Source organism: Rhodanobacter hydrolyticus (assembly GCF_044904645.1).
This window is the reverse complement of sequence record NZ_JADIKK010000007.1, coordinates 209,521-225,791: the sequence shown is the minus strand read 5'-3', so window position 1 is coordinate 225,791 and position 16,271 is coordinate 209,521. Positions and strand designations below refer to the sequence as shown.

The window sequence follows — 16,271 nt, the reverse complement described above, 5'->3', positions numbered from 1 at the left end:
CGCGACTCCCTTTCATCGTAACGGTTCGGACCGTCGTTTGCCCGAAGCCCGTTTGGCTTGGGCGCGGCTGGTGCAGCAACCCGAACATCCGGGCGCCGGGAACGGCGCCGTCACATGAGCCGCTCCACCGCAGCGGCGCGATCCCCGGCAGGCCGCCATCCCGGCGCCACCGCGGCACGCGACGCGCGGGCGAGCTGAGGAAAACTACAATGAAGCGCATGTTGATCAACGCAACTCAGCGTGAAGAGTTGCGCGTGGCCATCGTCGATGGCCAGAACCTTTACGATCTCGACATCGAAATCCCCTCCCGCGAGCAGAAAAAGGCCAATATCTACAAGGGCCGCATCACCCGTGTGGAGCAATCCCTGGAAGCCTGCTTCGTCGAGTACGGCGCCGAGCGCCACGGCTTCCTGCCGCTGAAGGAAATCGCCGAGCAGTACTTCACCCCTGGCCTGAACCCGCACAAGTCGGGCATCCGCGACCTGCTGAAGGAAGGCCAGGAAGTCGTCGTCCAGGTCGAGAAGGAAGAGCGTGGCAACAAAGGCGCCGCGCTGACCACCTTCATCTCGCTGGCTGGCCGCTACATGGTGCTGATGCCGAACAACCCGAAGGCCGGCGGCGTCTCGCGCCGGATCGAGGGCGAGGATCGGCAGGCGCTGAAGGAAGCACTGGAACACGTCACCGTACCCGACGACGTCGGTCTGATCGTGCGTACCGCCGGTCTGGGCCGCGACGCCGAAGAGCTGCAATGGGATCTCGACTACCTGCTGACCCTTTGGCGCTCGATCTCCGACGCCGCCAGCAAGCGCAAGGCGCCGTTCCTGATCTACCAGGAATCCAAGCTGTTCATCCGCGCCCTGCGCGACTACCTGCGCAGCGACATCGGTGAGATCCTGATCGATGAGGAATCGCTGTACGAGGACGCCCGCGAGTTCATGCAGCAGGTGATGCCCACCTCGCTGCGCAAACTCAAGCTGTACAAGGACGACACCCCGCTGTTCAGCCGCTACCAGATCGAGACGCAGATCGAGAGCGCGTTCGACCGCCAGGTGCGCCTGCCCTCCGGCGGCTCGATCGTGATCGACCAGACCGAGGCGCTCACCGCGATCGACATCAACTCGGCCAAGGCCACCAAGGGCTCGGACATCGAGGAAACGGCGTTCAACACCAACCTCGAAGCCGCGGTGGAGATCGCCCGTCAGTGCCGCATCCGCGACGCCGGCGGCCTGATCGTGATCGACTTCATCGACATGGACAGCCCGCGTCATCAGCGCGAGGTCGAGGACAAGCTCAAGGACGCCCTGAAGCTCGACCGTGCCCGCGTGCAGGTGGGCCGCATCTCGCGTTTCGGGTTGCTGGAGCTTTCCCGTCAGCGCCTGCGCCCCAGCCTCGGCGAAGCCACCCAGATCGTCTGCCCGCGTTGCGAAGGCCATGGCCACATCCGCAGCGTGGAGTCGCTGGGCCTGTCCACCCTGCGCCTGATCGAAGAGCATGCGATGAAGGACAACACCGGCCAGGTGCTGGTGCAGGCTCCGTCCGCGGTGGCCAACTTCCTGCTCAACGAGAAGCGCGCCAGCGTGGTCGAGATCGAGCTGCGCCACAAGGCGCACGTGGTGATCGTGGCCGATGACAAGCTGGAAACGCCGCATATCCAGATCCAGCGGATCAAGGAAGCGGACATGGGCGAGCACAGCAAGCCCAGTTACGAGCGCCTCACCGCGGTCGACGCCACGCCGATCCCGAAGATGGGCCAGGCGTTGGGCAGCAACGAGCAGCCCGCCGTCAGCGGCATCGTGCCCGCCACCCCCGCACCCGTGCGCGAGGAGACCGCAGCACCTGTGCAGCAACAACAGGCGCCACGTCGTCAGGCGGCGGCACCTGCCCCTGCTTCCGCTCCGAGCGGCGGCATCATTTCCCGCCTGTTCGGTTGGTTCCGCAACGGCGCCGCAGCGACGGACACGACTGCGGCCGCCGCACAGCCGAACGCCAACGACCGCGGCAGCGCGCGCGGCAACAACCGCCAGCAGCAACAACCCCGTCGCGACGAGCGCAGCCGCAACGCACAGGGCAGCAGCGGCAACCGCCAGCAGCAGCGTCGTGACGAACGTCGCGATAGCGGTACGCAGCAGGCCAAGCCGAACTCACAGCAGCAGAACAGCCGCAACAAGGGCAACGAAGGCGCGCAGCGCCAGCAGCAGGCCAGCCAGGCACCGAAGCAAGAGCGCCAGCAAGACCGCCAACAGCAGCCGCGCAACAACAATCTGGAGAGCAACAAGGCTCCCCAGCCTGAGCGCAAGCCTGCGGCTCCGGCCCCCGTCGCCGCCATGCCCGCAGCACCGAAACCGGAAGCACCGGCTGTACGTCCCACTGTCGCTCCTGCTGAAGCAATGGATGAAGCCAAACTGGCCGTTGCCCCGGTGACTGATGGCCAGGAAGTGGCGGCCGGCGCCACCGAGGGCGACGCCGAAGGTTCCTCGCGTCGCCGTCGTGGTCGCCGTGGCGGGCGTCGCCGCCGCCGTCACGACGAGGCCACCGCAGGCCTGCCCGGCGCCGAGCAGGCTGGCGAACTGGACGACGAGGATCGCGACGAGGCGGACGTCGCCGCTGGAGAAGCCAGACCTGCAGATGCCGCTTCGCCCGCCGTGGCGGCACCTGCTGCCGTTGCCGATGAGGCTGTCGCCGAAGCCGTTTCGCCCAGCCCGGCCACTTCCCCGGCTCCTCGTCCGGCACCCGCTCCACGTGTCGCGCCTCCGCAAGCCGAACGCCACGAACCCGTGCGCGTAGTACTGACCGAAGCGCCGCTGGCCGCTGCCGTTGCCACTGCCTTCAGTCTGCCGACACTGCCGCCGATTCCCGAAAAGCCCATGGCACCCGCCACCGCGGAAACAGAAGTGTCGTCCTCCGCTGGAACAGAGGCTGCCACTGTTGAAACGGAGCAGTCGCGTGAGCCCGTAACGAAGAATCCGGCCGCGGAGCAGGAGAAGCCTACGGAAACCGCTGTGCCGGCTGCTCCGGCTCCGGTTGCCGTCGTGGAAACGCACGCGGAGCCTTCCGGGAACGAGCACGCCGCACCGCCGGCTGCCGCGCAACCGCAACAGGGCGATTTGCTTGGACTCGTGGCCGAAACCACGAGTGCTCCTGCCTCGCCCGTGCGGCCTGCCACGACCGAACCTTCCGACGATGTGGCCACGGAGTCCCCGGAAAAGCCTCGACACGACGCGGCGCCCTAAGCGCCACCCGTCATCAAAACAAAAAAGCCGAACCCTAGGGGTTCGGCTTTTTTGTCAGCCCATACCGTGCCGGTTGCTCAGGTTCCCACTCGATGATTCGGGGCGTCGATCAAACCGTGCGTCGTCATCAGGTGCGCAAGCTCCAGCACGTGCTCCACGCGCAACTTTTCCATCAATCGTTGCTTGTAGGTGGATACGGTCTTGGGACTGAGGTTGAGTTGCTCACCGATCATCGTCAGGGGCTTGCCTCGCACCAGCATCATTGCCACTTCCAGCTCACGGCTGGACAGGGAGTCAAACGGCGAGGCTTTGCCATCCAGCGTGGCCAGTGCCAATTGCTGAGCCACTGCCGGCGCGAGGTAACGTCGGCCGCCAGCCACTTGCCGCACGGCAGTCACCAGCTCGTCGGCATTGCAACCCTTGGTCAGGTAGCCCGAGGCACCCGCATCGAGCAGGCGTTTGGGGAAGCGGCCATCGTCCACCACGGTGACTACCACGATACGCGTGGCCAAGTCGGCACGACTAACCCGTTCCGTCAACTCGATACCACTCATGCCCGGCATGTGTACGTCCACCAGAGCGATCTCCGGTTTCAGGCTGCGGATCAAGCGCAAGCCATCTTCCGCACTCGCCGCCTCGCCACAAATGTGCATGTCCGGCTGCTGCTGCAGGATCATCCGGAAGCCCGTGCGAACGAGCTCGTGGTCGTCGATCAGAACAATCTGGATCATGCCCTCTCCTCCTTGATGGATATCTCGGTTGCCGATGCACCATGTCATCGCGCCCACGGGGACACTCCTGCCTGCAAGCTAGGCAGCCCCGCCGCCAGATGCAAGCGTGGGGTGTACATCGAACAACGCAAGCCGTCACAAAATTGCCAATCACCAAGTGTTTCTTCACGTGTGAATCACGGTGCGAGGCGGCGTCGAACACCGCCGATCCCATGCACTGTGCCATGCCATGTCCATTGGATGCGTCAGCCGATGCCCACATCTCGTGTCCGCTAAACAGGCAGGAATTGGCCATTCCCCGACAAAGGCCGGACTGCGATGAATGCCCGAGGCGGCTTCGAGCAAGAAAAGCCCGTAGCCTCGATGTTGCCGAGCTTACCGGCCTTTTACGGATATCCCTACAGGGTCGGCCACGGCGCGACCCGCGACACTGCACGTACCTGGCGAATCACGTTTCACCCAGCAGTAGCCAGCTGGCATAGATGAATCGCACGCTGCGTGGACAGATCAGGTGCGCTACGCGTTGCTGGCGCCGTACAGAGCCGAAGATGGATCGGCATCGCCTGTCGCCGCCTCGAAACGGTTGCGGCCATTGCGCTTGGCGCGATATAGCGCATGATCGGCTTGATCCAGCATAGCCACAGGATCTATCGGCGTCTGCTCTGTCTGGGTAGCCACTCCGATGCTGATCGAAAGGCGTCCAAGAGGACAGGCCGGATGGGCGATCTGCAGGTGCTCGATCGCGGTGACCAGGCGGCGCGCCACTTCCAGCGCCACCTCCGCATTGGTATCGACCAGCACGATGGCGAACTCTTCGCCGCCGTAACGCGCCACCAGATCGCGTGCACGCACCTGGCTGCGACTCAGGGCACCGGCCACCTGTATCAGGCAAGCGTCGCCGGCGATATGTCCGAGGCTGTCGTTGTATTGCTTGAAGTAATCGATATCGATCATCAGCAGCGAGCCGAAGCAGCCGGTGCTGCGCCCCTCTTCCAGTACTTCGCGCAGGCGCGTGTCCAGCGTGGCCCGGTTGGCGATGCCGGTAAGCGGGTCGCGCCCCACCTGTTGTTCCAATCGCCAGGTACTCAGATCGATGGCACGCTGCTGGTCGATATGGCGGCTCTGGATGAATGCGACACGCAAGCCATAGAACAGCACCGCCGCCGCCCCGACCAGCAAGCTGAGCACGAAGTTGATGCGCGAAGTGCTGATGCCGAGCATCACCACCATCATCGCCAGCAGGATCGGCGCAAACGAGCCGATCGTCTGGGAAACCCCCAGCGACGGACGGTAAGTGCGCAACCAGCGCGGTGGCTGGCGCAAGGCCACCACCAGCAGCAAGGCATGCGGAACATCGATCAATGAACCCGCCCACCACGGCAGGCCGTGCATTTCGACGCGGTTGTAGATGCAGGCCACCGATGCATTGACCAGCAGATAGGCACTGGCCACGTAGTAGAAGAAGCGCCAGCGGAAGCTGCGCGCACCAAACAGGCGCAGTATCGCCATCGCAGCCAGCGAAAAGTCGATGGCGTCGGCAAGGTAGACCACCACGTAGATGCTGGCCGGATCGGAAGCCAGCGGGCCGCTCAACAGCGTGATGAAGAACTGGTAGACCAGCGCCGCCACCATGCACAGCAGCACCAGATCCAGCGCCACCACTGTGCGCGGCTCATGCTGCGTAAACAAGCGCGTCGACATGAACATGCACGGGATCACGTACAAGGCCGACAACACCGTTGCCAACGCGGCCAGGTAGCCGCCCTTGTCGCCCAGCACTGTTGCCAGCACATTGGTACTGTCCCATAGCATCTGCATCAGCACAGCCAGCGCCAACAGCAGCCATGGCAGCCGTATCAGAGACGGGCTGCGTCGATAGCGTGTAAATACCGCCCACACCGCCATGCCCTGCACCGCCAACATGGCCAACTGGGGCAGCACTGCCTCCGTATGCCCGTACCAGTGCGCCAGTGCCAAGTGGGCCGTCAGCAATACGATGAGCAAGACAACTTGCAAGCGTATGGTTCCTCTAGATCAGCGCAGGGGCGATGGCCCAACGTCTACGGACAAAACGCGTCGCGTTAATAGGGAAAGTGCTCCGCCAGCGCCGTCGTGCAGGCATATGCATGGAAATGTAGGCAACGCCCCAGGTCCTACTCACTCTGCCCTGACGCTGGCAAACATCCTACGTGACCGCCCTTAAGCAAATCATATGCTTATTCCCGTCATCATCGTCGACACCAAGTCCAGACCCAACCACCACCAAAATGAAAAAGCCACCTGAGCGAATCATTCGCTTAGGTGGCTGTATTGGTGGAGGTGGCGGGAGTCGAACCCGCGTCCGAAGGCGCTTGACGCCCGGTACTACATGCTTAGCTCACCGTTGAATCTCGTCCCGCGACAGCACGATGTGCGAAGCGCATCGAAGGACCAGCCTGCTTGATTTAACCCTTACCGACAGGCGGCAGCTTCGGGCGATCTCGTGATAATGACCCTACACCGGCGAGCACGAGCACAAGCGGGTTCGGGGCTAGGCCTTAAGCGGCCAGAGCGTAGTTGTCGTCGTTGGCAACTATAAGTTTGCTGCTGGATTAACGAGGAAAGCTGCCCCCTCGGCATGCACCAAGCCATCTCACTACCCCCGTCGAAGCCAGTACACCCCCGGGGAAACGGTATGGCCGCTCAAGTATATGGGGTCGCGACGTATTGCATCAATGCGATCGCATTGCTGGGGCTCTGCAAAGCCGCCCCCACCTGGGCTAGGGCACAACTACGTTGAAATGTGCCCCTCCCATCCGCCGCAGGCGTCCGATGCGTGACCGCCTCGCTGCGAACTAAATCCAGACCAACTGAACCGAAGCCGGCTTTCACCTCCCGTCCACGCTTTTATTCAGACCACCGTCTGGAATGCGATGGTCTCATTTGTTCTGTCAGAGCCGACAGACGGTCTATCCATCGCAAACACCGAACCGTGAGCTTTCCCTGCCGGCACGACCCTGCCCCATCATCAAGGAGTGCATCATGAGCAAACGCCTGCTTCCCCTGTTGATTGGACTGTCGATTGGCGGTGTCGCCTTCGCGCAAACCCAGCCTTCGCCAACGTCGCCGCCTACGCCAATGGCCGCGTCGTCCATGACCCACACCACCACGACCACCACCACAAGCACTTGGTCTACGCAGCCGCCCAATGGGGCCATGAGCGAGAACGCTATCAAGACCGCGATCGCCGATGCCGGCTACAAGGAAGTGAAAGACCTGGAATTCAAGGACGGTGTGTGGCGCAGCAAGGCTCGTGGCGGCAACAAGAAGTGGGTCAAGCTTGCGGTCGGCCCCGTTTCCGGCCGCGTCTATCCTACCGATGCACCGTCCAAGCTCGACGAAGACGAGGTCAGCGCCAAGCTGACTGCCGCCGGCTACCAGAACGTCAAGGACGTGAAGTTCGATCACGGCTTGTGGAGTGCAAAGGCGAAGTCCAATGATGGACATAGCGTCGAATTGCTGGCCGATCCCAATGACGGCAGCGTAGTCGCTCAGTCACACGGATGATCCGACACTTCGCACCTGACAGCGTTATGTCGGGCCGATAATTCCGGCGCACAAAAAAGCCCCGCTGTGCGGGGCTTTTTCATGAAGCGGAGCGGGCTCTTACATTTCCACGCAGTCGAAGCGGCGATCGGCATCCACCTCGGCGCCATAGTCCACGTCGTTGCGGTCGAAGCCGAAAAGCTTGAGAAACTCGTGCTTGTAGCCGTCGTAGTCCGTGACCTCGCGCAGCGTCTCGGTGGTAACGGTGGGCCAGAGCGCTTTGCAGGCATCCTGCACGTCCTCGCGCAGTTCCCAGTCGTCGAGGCGTACGCGACCATCGTCGTCAGTAGGCACCGCAGCCCCGTCGGCCCGGTAGAGACGATCATGGAACAGGCGGTTGATCTGTTCGATGCAACCTTCGTGGATACCCTTGCTCTTCATCACGCGGAAGGCGATGGAGACGTACAGGGGGATCACCGGGATCGCGGCACTGGCCTGGGTGACCACCGACTTCATCACGCCCACGCGGGCATCCAGCCCGGCATGGCCCCCGCGCAACGCCTTGGCGGTGTTGTCGAGGTGCTGCTTGGCCTGGCCCAGCGTGCCGTGCCAGTACATCGGCCAGGTGATCTCGGTGCCGATGTAGCTGTAGGCGATGGTCTTTGCATTCGGCGCCAGCACGCCAGCGTTGCCCAGCGCCTCGATCCACAGCGCCCAATCCTCGCCCCCCATCACGGTGACGGTGTCCTTGATCTCCTGCTCGGTGGCTGGCTCAACGCTGGCCTGGATCACCGTGTCCTTGTTGGTATCGACGGAGCTCGCCGTGAACGTGTCGCCAATCGTCTTGAGCGCGGAGCGCACCACCTCGCCGGAGTCCGGCAGCTTGCGCACAGGAGATGCCAGCGAATAGACGACGAGATCGATCTGGCCGCCCATCTCGTTCCTGATGATCTCGATGGCGCGTTCGCGGGTCGCGTTGGCGAAGGCGTCGCCGTTGATGGACTTCGCGTACAGGCCGGCGTTCTTGGCGAACTTGTCGAACGCCGCAGCGTTGTACCAGCCGGCAGTACCGGGCTTGTCCTCGCTGCTTGGCTTCTCGAAGAACACTCCCAGTGTGGCGGCACCATAACCGAAGGCGGCGGTGATGCGCGAAGCGAGGCCGTAGCCGGTGGAGGCTCCGATCACCAGCACGCGCTTCGGGCCCTTGCCGTCGTCATGGATGGCGGACTTGGTGGTGGCGATCTGCTCGGCCACGTTGAGCTCGCAACCGACCGGATGGGCCGTGACACAGATGAAGCCGCGCACTTTGGGTTTGATGATCACAGGAACTCGCTCCGCAAGGGAATTGCAAAGCGGCATCTTAGCGAAGGTGGGGCAACATGCGCTGCGGTAGGGAAATCGGCCCTGGTCTCGGCCCTTCCGAAGCCAGGCCACGACTCCCCCAGGCGAGAGAAGCTAAGGCTGCATCGCCCGCACCAAGGCGCGCACCTGCTCGACATCGCTGCGCAGCTCCCCGCCTTGCATGTCGCCGAGCCGTGGCGGCTGATGGCGCATGCCGGAAGGCAATTGCCGCTTGGCTGAGGCGTGGATTTCGTGCGCCCCGGTGGCCGCGGCGAGCGCGGCAATGTTGCGGTCGGTGACGCCCGCCCCGGGCATGATGCTGATGCGGCCGTGGGCCTGCGCGATCAACTCGCGTATCAGCGGAGCGCCTTCCATCGCGCTGGCCTGGCCGCCCGAAGTAAGCACGCGCTCGCAACCCAGGGCGATCACGTCGCCCAGCGCGCGATGCGGGTCGCTCGCGAGATCGAAGGCGCGATGGAAGGTAACGCCGATATGGCCCGCCGCAGCGATCAGGCCGTAGCAGCGCTCCATGTCCACGTCGCCATCGGCATCCAGAGCACCCAGCACCACGCCGTCGCAACCCAGCGCCACGCAGGTTTCGATGTCGCGGCGCATGGCCTCGCATTCGTCGTCGTCATAAAGGAAATCGCCGGCACGCGGCCGGATAAGCACGTACAGCGGGATGCGCACCCGCTCGCGCGCCATCGCGATGGTGGCGTGCGAAGGAGTAAGGCCGCCGAGCTCCAGCGCGGCGCACAGTTCCACCCGCCCTGCCCCGCCGGCCTGTGCAGCCAGCGCGGAGGCCACCGAATTGGCAGAGACTTCGAGGATCATGAGTAGCTCGTGGTATAGACGCTGGCCGAAGGCAGCAACGCGTCCTGCTTCTTTGCGTCGCACACGGCGTAGGTGAAGCCATGCTGGATCGCGTAGGCGCCCACTTCGCCCTCCTTGTTCATGGCGAGGAAGCCGACCTGCAGTGTCTTGGTGGCCTCAGGGCGGCGCTTGATGATGCGCATCACCGCCTCCTTGCAGGCCTCGGTAGGCGTGCGGCCCTGGCGCATCAGCTCCACCACCAGGAAGCTTCCAGCGTTGCGGATCACTTCTTCGCCAACGCCGGTGGACGTGGCACCGCCGACATCGCCGTCCACGTACAGGCCGGCACCGATAATTGGACTGTCACCGACGCGACCGCGCATCTTCCACGCCATGCCGCTGGTGGTGCAGGCACCAGCCAGCTTGCCGTGCGCGTCCAGCGCGAGCATGCCGATGGTGTCGTGGTTGTCCTTGCCGCCGGGCAGGCCGAGATTCGTCTTGCCGTAATCGCGCACTTCGCTGTTGATCGACGGCTCGTAGTGCGCCGTCTTCAGCCATTCGTGCCAGGCCTTTTCGGATTCGGGCGTGAGCAGATGCTCCTTCTTGAAGCCCTGCTCCAGCGCGAACTGCAGCGCGCCGTCGCCGACCAGCAACACGTGCGGCGTGCGCTCCATCACGCGCCGGGCCACCGAGATCGGATGGGCGATGTGTTCGATCGCGGCGACCGCGCCACAGTTGCCCTCGGCGTCCATGATGCTGGCATCGAGGCTGACGTGGCCGTCGCGATCCGGATAACCCGCGCGGCCCACGCTGTGGTTCTTGAGATCGGCCTCCGGGACGCGTACGCCGGTTTCGACCGCATCCAACGCATGGCCGCCCTGGCCCAGGACAGTCCACGCCGCCTGGTTCGCCGCCACGCCGAAATCCCAGGTGGAAGCCACGCGCACGATGCCGGGCTGGCCCGTGGCACCCGTTGCGCCCGAGGAAGCAGCCGCGGCAAGCGGCTTGGCCATCGCTAGCGCTGATGCGCCAAGCAAGGAAGTCTTGAGGAATTGTCGCCGGTCAGTCATGTCTATTCCTTCGTTTTTGCGATCGTCCATGGTCGCGGAGATCAAACGGACAGTCGTCCGTGGCTGCATTCTTATTTTTTGCGATCGTCATGGTGATGAGATCAAACGAGTAGCCGTCCGTGGCCGCTTTTTTCAAATCTGGCGATCGCGCCGCGGAAACCATGTGCGGTTGCCCATGGTCACACTTCTCAAAGCAAAAAGCCCCGCGCCTGGGCGCGGGGCTCGACTTCATTGCATGGCCGAAGCAAGGCCGGCCCATGGAGATCAACCCGCGATTTCGACGCCCGAAGCCTGGGCGCCTTTCGGGCCCTGAGTGACTTCGAACTTCACGCGCTGGCCTTCCTGCAGGCTGCGGAAGCCCTTGGAATTGATCGCCGAGAAATGGACGAACACGTCCTCCCCACCGTCCTCGGGCGCGATGAAACCGAAGCCCTTGGCGTCGTTGAACCACTTGACCGTACCGAAACGCATTGCTGGAACCTCTGGAAGCATGGACAGGATGCACCCGACCGAGCTCGAACCATCCCCCTGGCTCACCGTCCTGGTGCCTGGGAAGTATCCGCATGATCCGGGGCAAAGCGCAATATGCGCGGACCGATTCGCGGCTTGCCCGCACACTCCGCGCAAGATGCTGCGCAACGCGGTAATGCGCTAATGCGCGATCAGGCGCGCAGCATCGCCTCCAACAGGCGTGGCACTTCGGCGGTGGCGGCGGCGAGATGGGCGAAGATTTCCTCGATGCTGATTTCGGCCTCGTCGCCGCAACCGGCGGCGAAATTCGCCACCAGGGCGAGGCAGGCGTATTCCAGCGAGAGTTCGCGCGCCAGCGAGGCTTCGGGCATGCCGGTCATGCCGACCAGGTCGCAACCATCGCGCCGCATGCGCGCGATCTCGGCACGGGTTTCCAACCGTGGTCCTTGCGTGGCGCCGTAGCAGCCGCCATCGATTACCGCGATGCCGGTCTTGCGCGCGGCCTGCAGCAGGCGATGGCGCAGCGAAGCGGTGTACGGCTCGCTGAAATCGATGTGGTTCACCTCGGCTCCCTCGATGTCGCAGAAGCTGGTGTAGCGGCCATGGGTGTAGTCGATCAGCTGATCGGGCACCACGATGGCGCGCGGCCCCATGTCGGAACGGATACCGCCTACGGCGTTGACGCCGATCACCGCGCGCGCACCGAGCTGGTGCAGCGCCCAGAGATTGGCGCGGTAGTTCACCCGGTGCGGCGGCAGGCTGTGGCTCTCGCCGTGGCGCGCAAGGAAGGCCACGCGCTTACCCGCGAAATCACCCAGCACCACCTCACCCGAGGCCACACCGAACGGTGTCCCCACCGCATGCCGGCTGGTGTTTTCCAGGCCCGGAAACTTGTACAGGCCACTGCCGCCGATCACGGCCAGGTCAATCAGGTGGTTGCTCATGCGAAGGTTCCGAGGAAGTTGTGAAGGTGACGCGCCAGCAGTTCGCGGGTGCGCTCGTCCGCCAGCCGGCCATCGGCGATCTTGGTGTGCGCCTGGAATACCAGGACTTCGCCTTGCGGTTCGACCACAGCACCGGCACGGCGCAGCACCAGCCGCAACTGATCCTGCGCGCGCACCGTACCGGTGATGCCCGGGCTGGCCCCGAAGATGCAGGCACGCTTGCCTGCCAGCGGCGCGACCGTCCTGGCAATGCCTGGCCGCGAGACCCAGTCGATGGCGTTCTTCAGCACGCCGGTGATGCCGCCGTTGTATTCGGGGCAGGCCAGCAGCAACGCATCCGCTCGGGTCACCGCCTCCTTCAACGCGGCGACCGACGCGGGGTCACCCTGCTCCTCCACGTCCTGGTCGAACAGCGGCAAGCCGTGCAGGTCGTGGATGGCAAGGGTCGTGCCCACTGGCAGCAGTTCCTGCGCGGCATGCAACAGCGCCGTGTTGAACGAAGCCCGGCGCAGGCTGCCGGAGATGCCCAGAATGTTCATGCACGAGTTCCCAGGAAGTGCTGCTCAACGCAATGCGTAGATCGCCGGCAGATTGCGACCCTGCTCGTGGTAGTCCATGCCATAACCGAACACGTAGCGGTCGGGCAAGACCACGCCGTTGAAGTCGGAGGTGACGCCCTCAGCCAGGCGATCGTGATCCTTGCAGCACAGGCTGGCGATCAGCACGCGCCTGGCGCCGCGGTGCAGGCAGTCATCGCGCACGGCCTTCAGCGTATGGCCTTCGTCGAGGATGTCGTCCACCAGCAATACGGTACGACCGGCGAGATCCACCGTCGGCTCGCGCAGCCAATGCAGATCGCTACCGCTGGTCGCACCGCGGTAGCGGGTGGCATGCACGTAGTCGAATTCGAGATCCGTGCGTATCGTCAGCGCGAGCTGGCCGGCGAACATCAGGGCGCCGTTCATCACGGTAAGGAACACCGCGCGCTCGCCGTCCAGCGCGGCATCGATGCGTCGACCGAGCTCGGCGATCACGGTTTCCAGTTCGGCGCGCTCGAACAGCACGTCGGCGTTCGCCAGTGCATCTCTCAAGGATGGAAGCTTGTCGTTCATGCATTGGCCTGCGTGGCGTCCAGCGCCGTGATGCGCGCGACGAAGCGGTCGCGCTGCGGGTTGTCGGTGAGGCTGTCCCAACTGGCGCCGATGGCGCCGCGCAATGCCGCCAGCCGTTCGGGATGCGCAGGCACGCGGCGTGCGACGGCCGCGATGGCTTCGTCCACCACGTCGGGGAAACAGGTCAGCACGAGGTCGCAGCCAGCGTCCAGATGGCCATGCACTCGCTCGGCCACGCCACCAGCGACGCCCGCGGCAGCCATGCTGATGTCGTCGCTGATCGCCGCGCCGGCAAAACCCAGTTCGCCGCGCAGGATTTCGATGGTCCATTTGCGCGAATAGCCCGCCGGCTGGGCGTCCACAGCGGGATAGACCACGTGCGCCATCATCACCGCCTCCACCCGCGCGGCGATGCACTCGACGAACGGGCGCAGATCATCGCGGCGGATCAGTTCCAGCGGCCGCGCATCGACCGCCTGCGCCTTGTGCGTATCCACCGCGATCGAGCCATGGCCGGGGAAATGCTTGAGCACCGCGGCCATGCCAGCGAGATGCATGCCGCGCACGTAGGCCGCGGCGAGTTCGGCGGCCACGGCGGGATCGGCGTGGAAAGCACGCGCGCCGATGGCCGCGTTGCCACGCGCCAGGTCCGCCACCGGTGCGAAGCTGAAGTCGACGCCGCAGGCGCGCAACTCGCTGGCCATCACCCAGGCGTGCTCCTCGGCGAGACGCACCGCCTCGATGGGGTCGCAGTCGTATACCTCGCCGATGCGCGCCAGCGCCGGCAGGCGGGTGAAGCCCTCGCGGAAGCGCTGTACCGGGCCGCCCTCCTGATCCACCGCGACCAGCAGGTGCTCGCCGCCGATCTCGCGGATGGATTCACACAGGGCCATCAATTGCGCACGGTCGGCATAGTTGCGCGCGAACAGGATCACGCCCGCCACGCCAGGGGCACCAAGCCATGCGCGTTCACGCTCGGCGACTTCGAGTCCGGCCAGGCCGATCAGCAGCATCAGGCATTCGCTCCATCGTTGGCGTCGCGCTCGGCAGCCGTCCAGCGGACATACGGGTGCGCGATCAGGTTGACGTTGTAATAGCGCGCCAGTGCACTCACCTCGCGACCCAGCCATGAGGGTCGCGGGAATGGCGCATCCACCGACGGCAGTTCCACCTCGGCCACTACCAGGCCGGCATTGTCGCCCAGAAACTCGTCGATCTCGAACAGCACGCCTTCCACCGTGACGTGGTGGCGCCGTTTGCCCAGCACGCCATCGCACAAAGTCGCCAGCAGCGCATCGGCATCGCCGGGCGGAATAGCGTAATCGTATTCGGCGCGTTCGATGCCCAGTCGCGCGGCCTTGATGTTGAGCCACGCTTCGTCGCCCGCGCGGCGCACGCGCACCGAACCGCGCGCGTTCCCTGCCGCAAGCGCTGCCGCACCGACCAGATAGCCCTGTGCAATGTGCTCGCTGTACGAAACCTGCGCACGCCAGCCGTCGTCGCGCAGGAGGAATTTGCGTTCGATCTCTATACCCATGGTTCGGCGCCAGCAGTCTGCAGAATCCCACTCACAAGGTGCGGCGTTGGCAAGGGTGCGGCCATGGATCGCCGCCGCCCGATCTTCGCATGCATGGACAAAAGCACGGGCATCACCTCTCGAACACGGCGATGGATTCGACATGCGCCGTATGCGGAAACATGTCCATCACTCCGGCTGCGCTGAGCTTGAAGCCGTGCTGATTGACCAGAATGCCGGCATCGCGTGCCAGCGAAGCGGGATGGCAGGAAACATAGACGATGCGCCGCGTGGCCTTGTGCGGCAGGTAGGCCAACACCTGGTCGGCGCCGGCGCGTGGCGGATCGAGCAACAGCTTGTCCCAAGGCTGGCACGCCCAGTCTGTACCGCGCTGGTCCTCGAACAGGTTGGCGACGTGGAAGCCCGCGTTGGCGATGCCATTGCGCCGGGCGTTTTCGCCCGCTCGCTCGACCAGGCCGTGTTCGCCTTCCACACCCGCCACCTCGGCCACCCGGCGCGCGATGGGCAGGGTGAAGTTGCCCAGGCCGCAGAACAGGTCGAGCACGCGGTCGGTGGGCTGCGGATCGAGCAATTCCATCGCGCGCGCCATCATGCGCCGGTTCATGCCGGCATTGACCTGTACGAAATCCAGGGGCCGGAATTCCAGTTCCACATCTTCCGCGCCGCCACCCGGCGACAGCTTGAACGCCAGCCTGGGCGCCTCCGGCCACAACGGATGCACGCTGCTCACGCCACCTGGCTGCAGATAGATGGCAAAGCCGTGCTGCTGGCCGAAGGCGATGAGTGCGGCGCGGTCGCCATCGCTCAATGGCTGCAGGTGGCGGAACACCAGCGCCACGGTGTCGTCGCCGGCGGCGAATTCGATCTGCGCGATGTCGGCAGCGGCGTCCAGTGAACCGACCAGCTCACCGAGCAGTTCGATCTTCGTACCCAACGCAGGATGCACCACGTCGCAATGACGGATATCGGCCACATAGCGCGGGTTGGCCTCCTCGCGGAACCCGACCAGCACACGTCCCTTCTTCGCCACGGCCCGCACGGAAAGACGGCCTTTGCGGCGATAACCCCAGGGTTCGTCCACCAAGGGTGGAAGCCAACCGGATGGCTCAACCTTGCCGATGCGCGCGAAGTTGTCGGCCAGCACGCGCTGCTTGGCGATGATCTGCGCGGCCGCATCCAGGTGTTGCAGCGAGCAGCCGCCGCACACGCCGAAGTGGGGGCATTTCGGTTCGACCCGATGTGGCGAGGCCATGAGAACCTCGACCGCCTCTGCCTCGTCGAAATGGCGATGGCGCTTACGGATGCGCAACCGCACCCTCTCGCCTTCGAGCGCACCGGCGACGAATACCGCCTTGCCATCGATGCGGGCCACCCCACGGCCATCGTGGGCGAGGTCGGCGATGTCGGCTTCAATCTCCGCGACGGGCGCGCGGGAACGGGAGTTGGATCGGGACATGTCTGCGAGGTTTCAACACGGCAGGAGCAGACCGGGCATTA

Annotated in this window: 14 protein-coding genes and 1 other RNA gene; 2 read left to right on the top strand and 13 right to left on the bottom strand. The window is 64.5% G+C overall.

Annotated features, from left to right (window positions below):
• The first annotated feature begins 209 nt into the window (after positions 1 to 209).
• Positions 210 to 3,230 carry an Rne/Rng family ribonuclease gene (locus ISP25_RS01090; protein WP_404611679.1) on the top strand — a complete coding sequence of 1,007 codons (3,021 nt, stop codon included), beginning with the start codon at positions 210 to 212 and terminating at the stop codon, positions 3,228 to 3,230.
• Positions 3,231 to 3,307: 77 nt separating this feature from the next.
• On the opposite strand, the gene ISP25_RS01085 is transcribed toward ISP25_RS01090, so the two are convergent.
• The 3 genes from ISP25_RS01085 to ssrA all read right to left on the bottom strand — a co-directional run bounded on the left by ISP25_RS01085 (position 3,308) and on the right by ssrA (position 6,624).
• Entirely contained in the window at positions 3,308 to 3,961 is a 654-nt protein-coding gene (locus ISP25_RS01085) for a response regulator (protein ID WP_404611677.1), read from the bottom strand.
• A 516-nt stretch (positions 3,962 to 4,477) separates the two neighbouring features.
• On the bottom strand, positions 4,478 to 5,977 hold the full coding sequence (locus ISP25_RS01080) for a GGDEF domain-containing protein (protein WP_404611675.1): 1,500 nt from the start codon (positions 5,975 to 5,977) through the stop codon (positions 4,478 to 4,480).
• A 295-nt stretch (positions 5,978 to 6,272) separates the two neighbouring features.
• Positions 6,273 to 6,624: a transfer-messenger RNA gene (gene ssrA, locus ISP25_RS01075) on the bottom strand.
• 358 nt (positions 6,625 to 6,982) lie between these two features.
• On the opposite strand from ssrA, the gene ISP25_RS01070 reads away from it, so the two are divergent.
• The gene (locus ISP25_RS01070) at positions 6,983 to 7,507 is read left to right on the top strand and encodes a PepSY domain-containing protein (protein ID WP_404611673.1); all 525 of its coding nucleotides are present in this window, start codon (positions 6,983 to 6,985) and stop codon (positions 7,505 to 7,507) included.
• A 99-nt stretch (positions 7,508 to 7,606) separates the two neighbouring features.
• On the opposite strand, the gene fabV is transcribed toward ISP25_RS01070, so the two are convergent.
• The 10 genes from fabV to rlmD form a co-directional block, all read right to left on the bottom strand.
• On the bottom strand, positions 7,607 to 8,809 hold the full coding sequence (gene fabV / locus ISP25_RS01065) for an enoyl-ACP reductase FabV (protein ID WP_404611671.1): 1,203 nt from the start codon (positions 8,807 to 8,809) through the stop codon (positions 7,607 to 7,609).
• A 132-nt stretch (positions 8,810 to 8,941) separates the two neighbouring features.
• Positions 8,942 to 9,661: a copper homeostasis protein CutC gene (locus ISP25_RS01060; protein WP_404611670.1), complete on the bottom strand. Its 720-nt coding sequence runs from the start codon at positions 9,659 to 9,661 to the stop codon at positions 8,942 to 8,944.
• Positions 9,658 to 10,653, bottom strand: coding sequence for a N(4)-(beta-N-acetylglucosaminyl)-L-asparaginase (locus ISP25_RS01055; protein WP_404612072.1), 996 nt, complete (start codon positions 10,651 to 10,653; stop codon positions 9,658 to 9,660). The genes ISP25_RS01060 and ISP25_RS01055 overlap by 4 nt, the downstream gene beginning before the upstream one ends.
• Positions 10,654 to 10,974: 321 nt before the next feature.
• Positions 10,975 to 11,181, bottom strand: a complete 207-nt coding sequence (locus tag ISP25_RS01050; RefSeq protein ID WP_049620931.1) for a cold-shock protein — start codon at positions 11,179 to 11,181, stop codon at positions 10,975 to 10,977.
• 191 nt (positions 11,182 to 11,372) lie between these two features.
• The gene (locus ISP25_RS01045) at positions 11,373 to 12,125 is read right to left on the bottom strand and encodes an S-methyl-5'-thioinosine phosphorylase (protein ID WP_192157614.1); all 753 of its coding nucleotides are present in this window, start codon (positions 12,123 to 12,125) and stop codon (positions 11,373 to 11,375) included.
• Positions 12,122 to 12,664, bottom strand: a complete 543-nt coding sequence (locus ISP25_RS01040; RefSeq protein ID WP_404611667.1) for an NADPH-dependent FMN reductase — start codon at positions 12,662 to 12,664, stop codon at positions 12,122 to 12,124. Before ISP25_RS01040 ends, ISP25_RS01045 begins: the two co-directional genes overlap by 4 nt.
• 24 nt (positions 12,665 to 12,688) lie before the next feature.
• Positions 12,689 to 13,237, bottom strand: a complete 549-nt coding sequence (locus ISP25_RS01035) for a hypoxanthine-guanine phosphoribosyltransferase (RefSeq protein WP_192157617.1) — start codon at positions 13,235 to 13,237, stop codon at positions 12,689 to 12,691.
• Positions 13,234 to 14,250 (bottom strand): beta-N-acetylhexosaminidase, encoded by a 1,017-nt coding sequence (gene nagZ, locus ISP25_RS01030; protein ID WP_404611665.1) that lies wholly within the window; start codon positions 14,248 to 14,250, stop codon positions 13,234 to 13,236. Before nagZ ends, ISP25_RS01035 begins: the two co-directional genes overlap by 4 nt.
• The gene (locus ISP25_RS01025; RefSeq protein WP_404611663.1) at positions 14,250 to 14,774 is read right to left on the bottom strand and encodes a CYTH domain-containing protein; all 525 of its coding nucleotides are present in this window, start codon (positions 14,772 to 14,774) and stop codon (positions 14,250 to 14,252) included. The genes nagZ and ISP25_RS01025 overlap by 1 nt, the downstream gene beginning before the upstream one ends.
• A gap of 112 nt (positions 14,775 to 14,886) precedes the next feature.
• Positions 14,887 to 16,230 (bottom strand): 23S rRNA (uracil(1939)-C(5))-methyltransferase RlmD, encoded by a 1,344-nt coding sequence (rlmD, locus tag ISP25_RS01020; RefSeq protein ID WP_404611661.1) that lies wholly within the window; start codon positions 16,228 to 16,230, stop codon positions 14,887 to 14,889.
• Positions 16,231 to 16,271 lie beyond the last annotated feature (41 nt).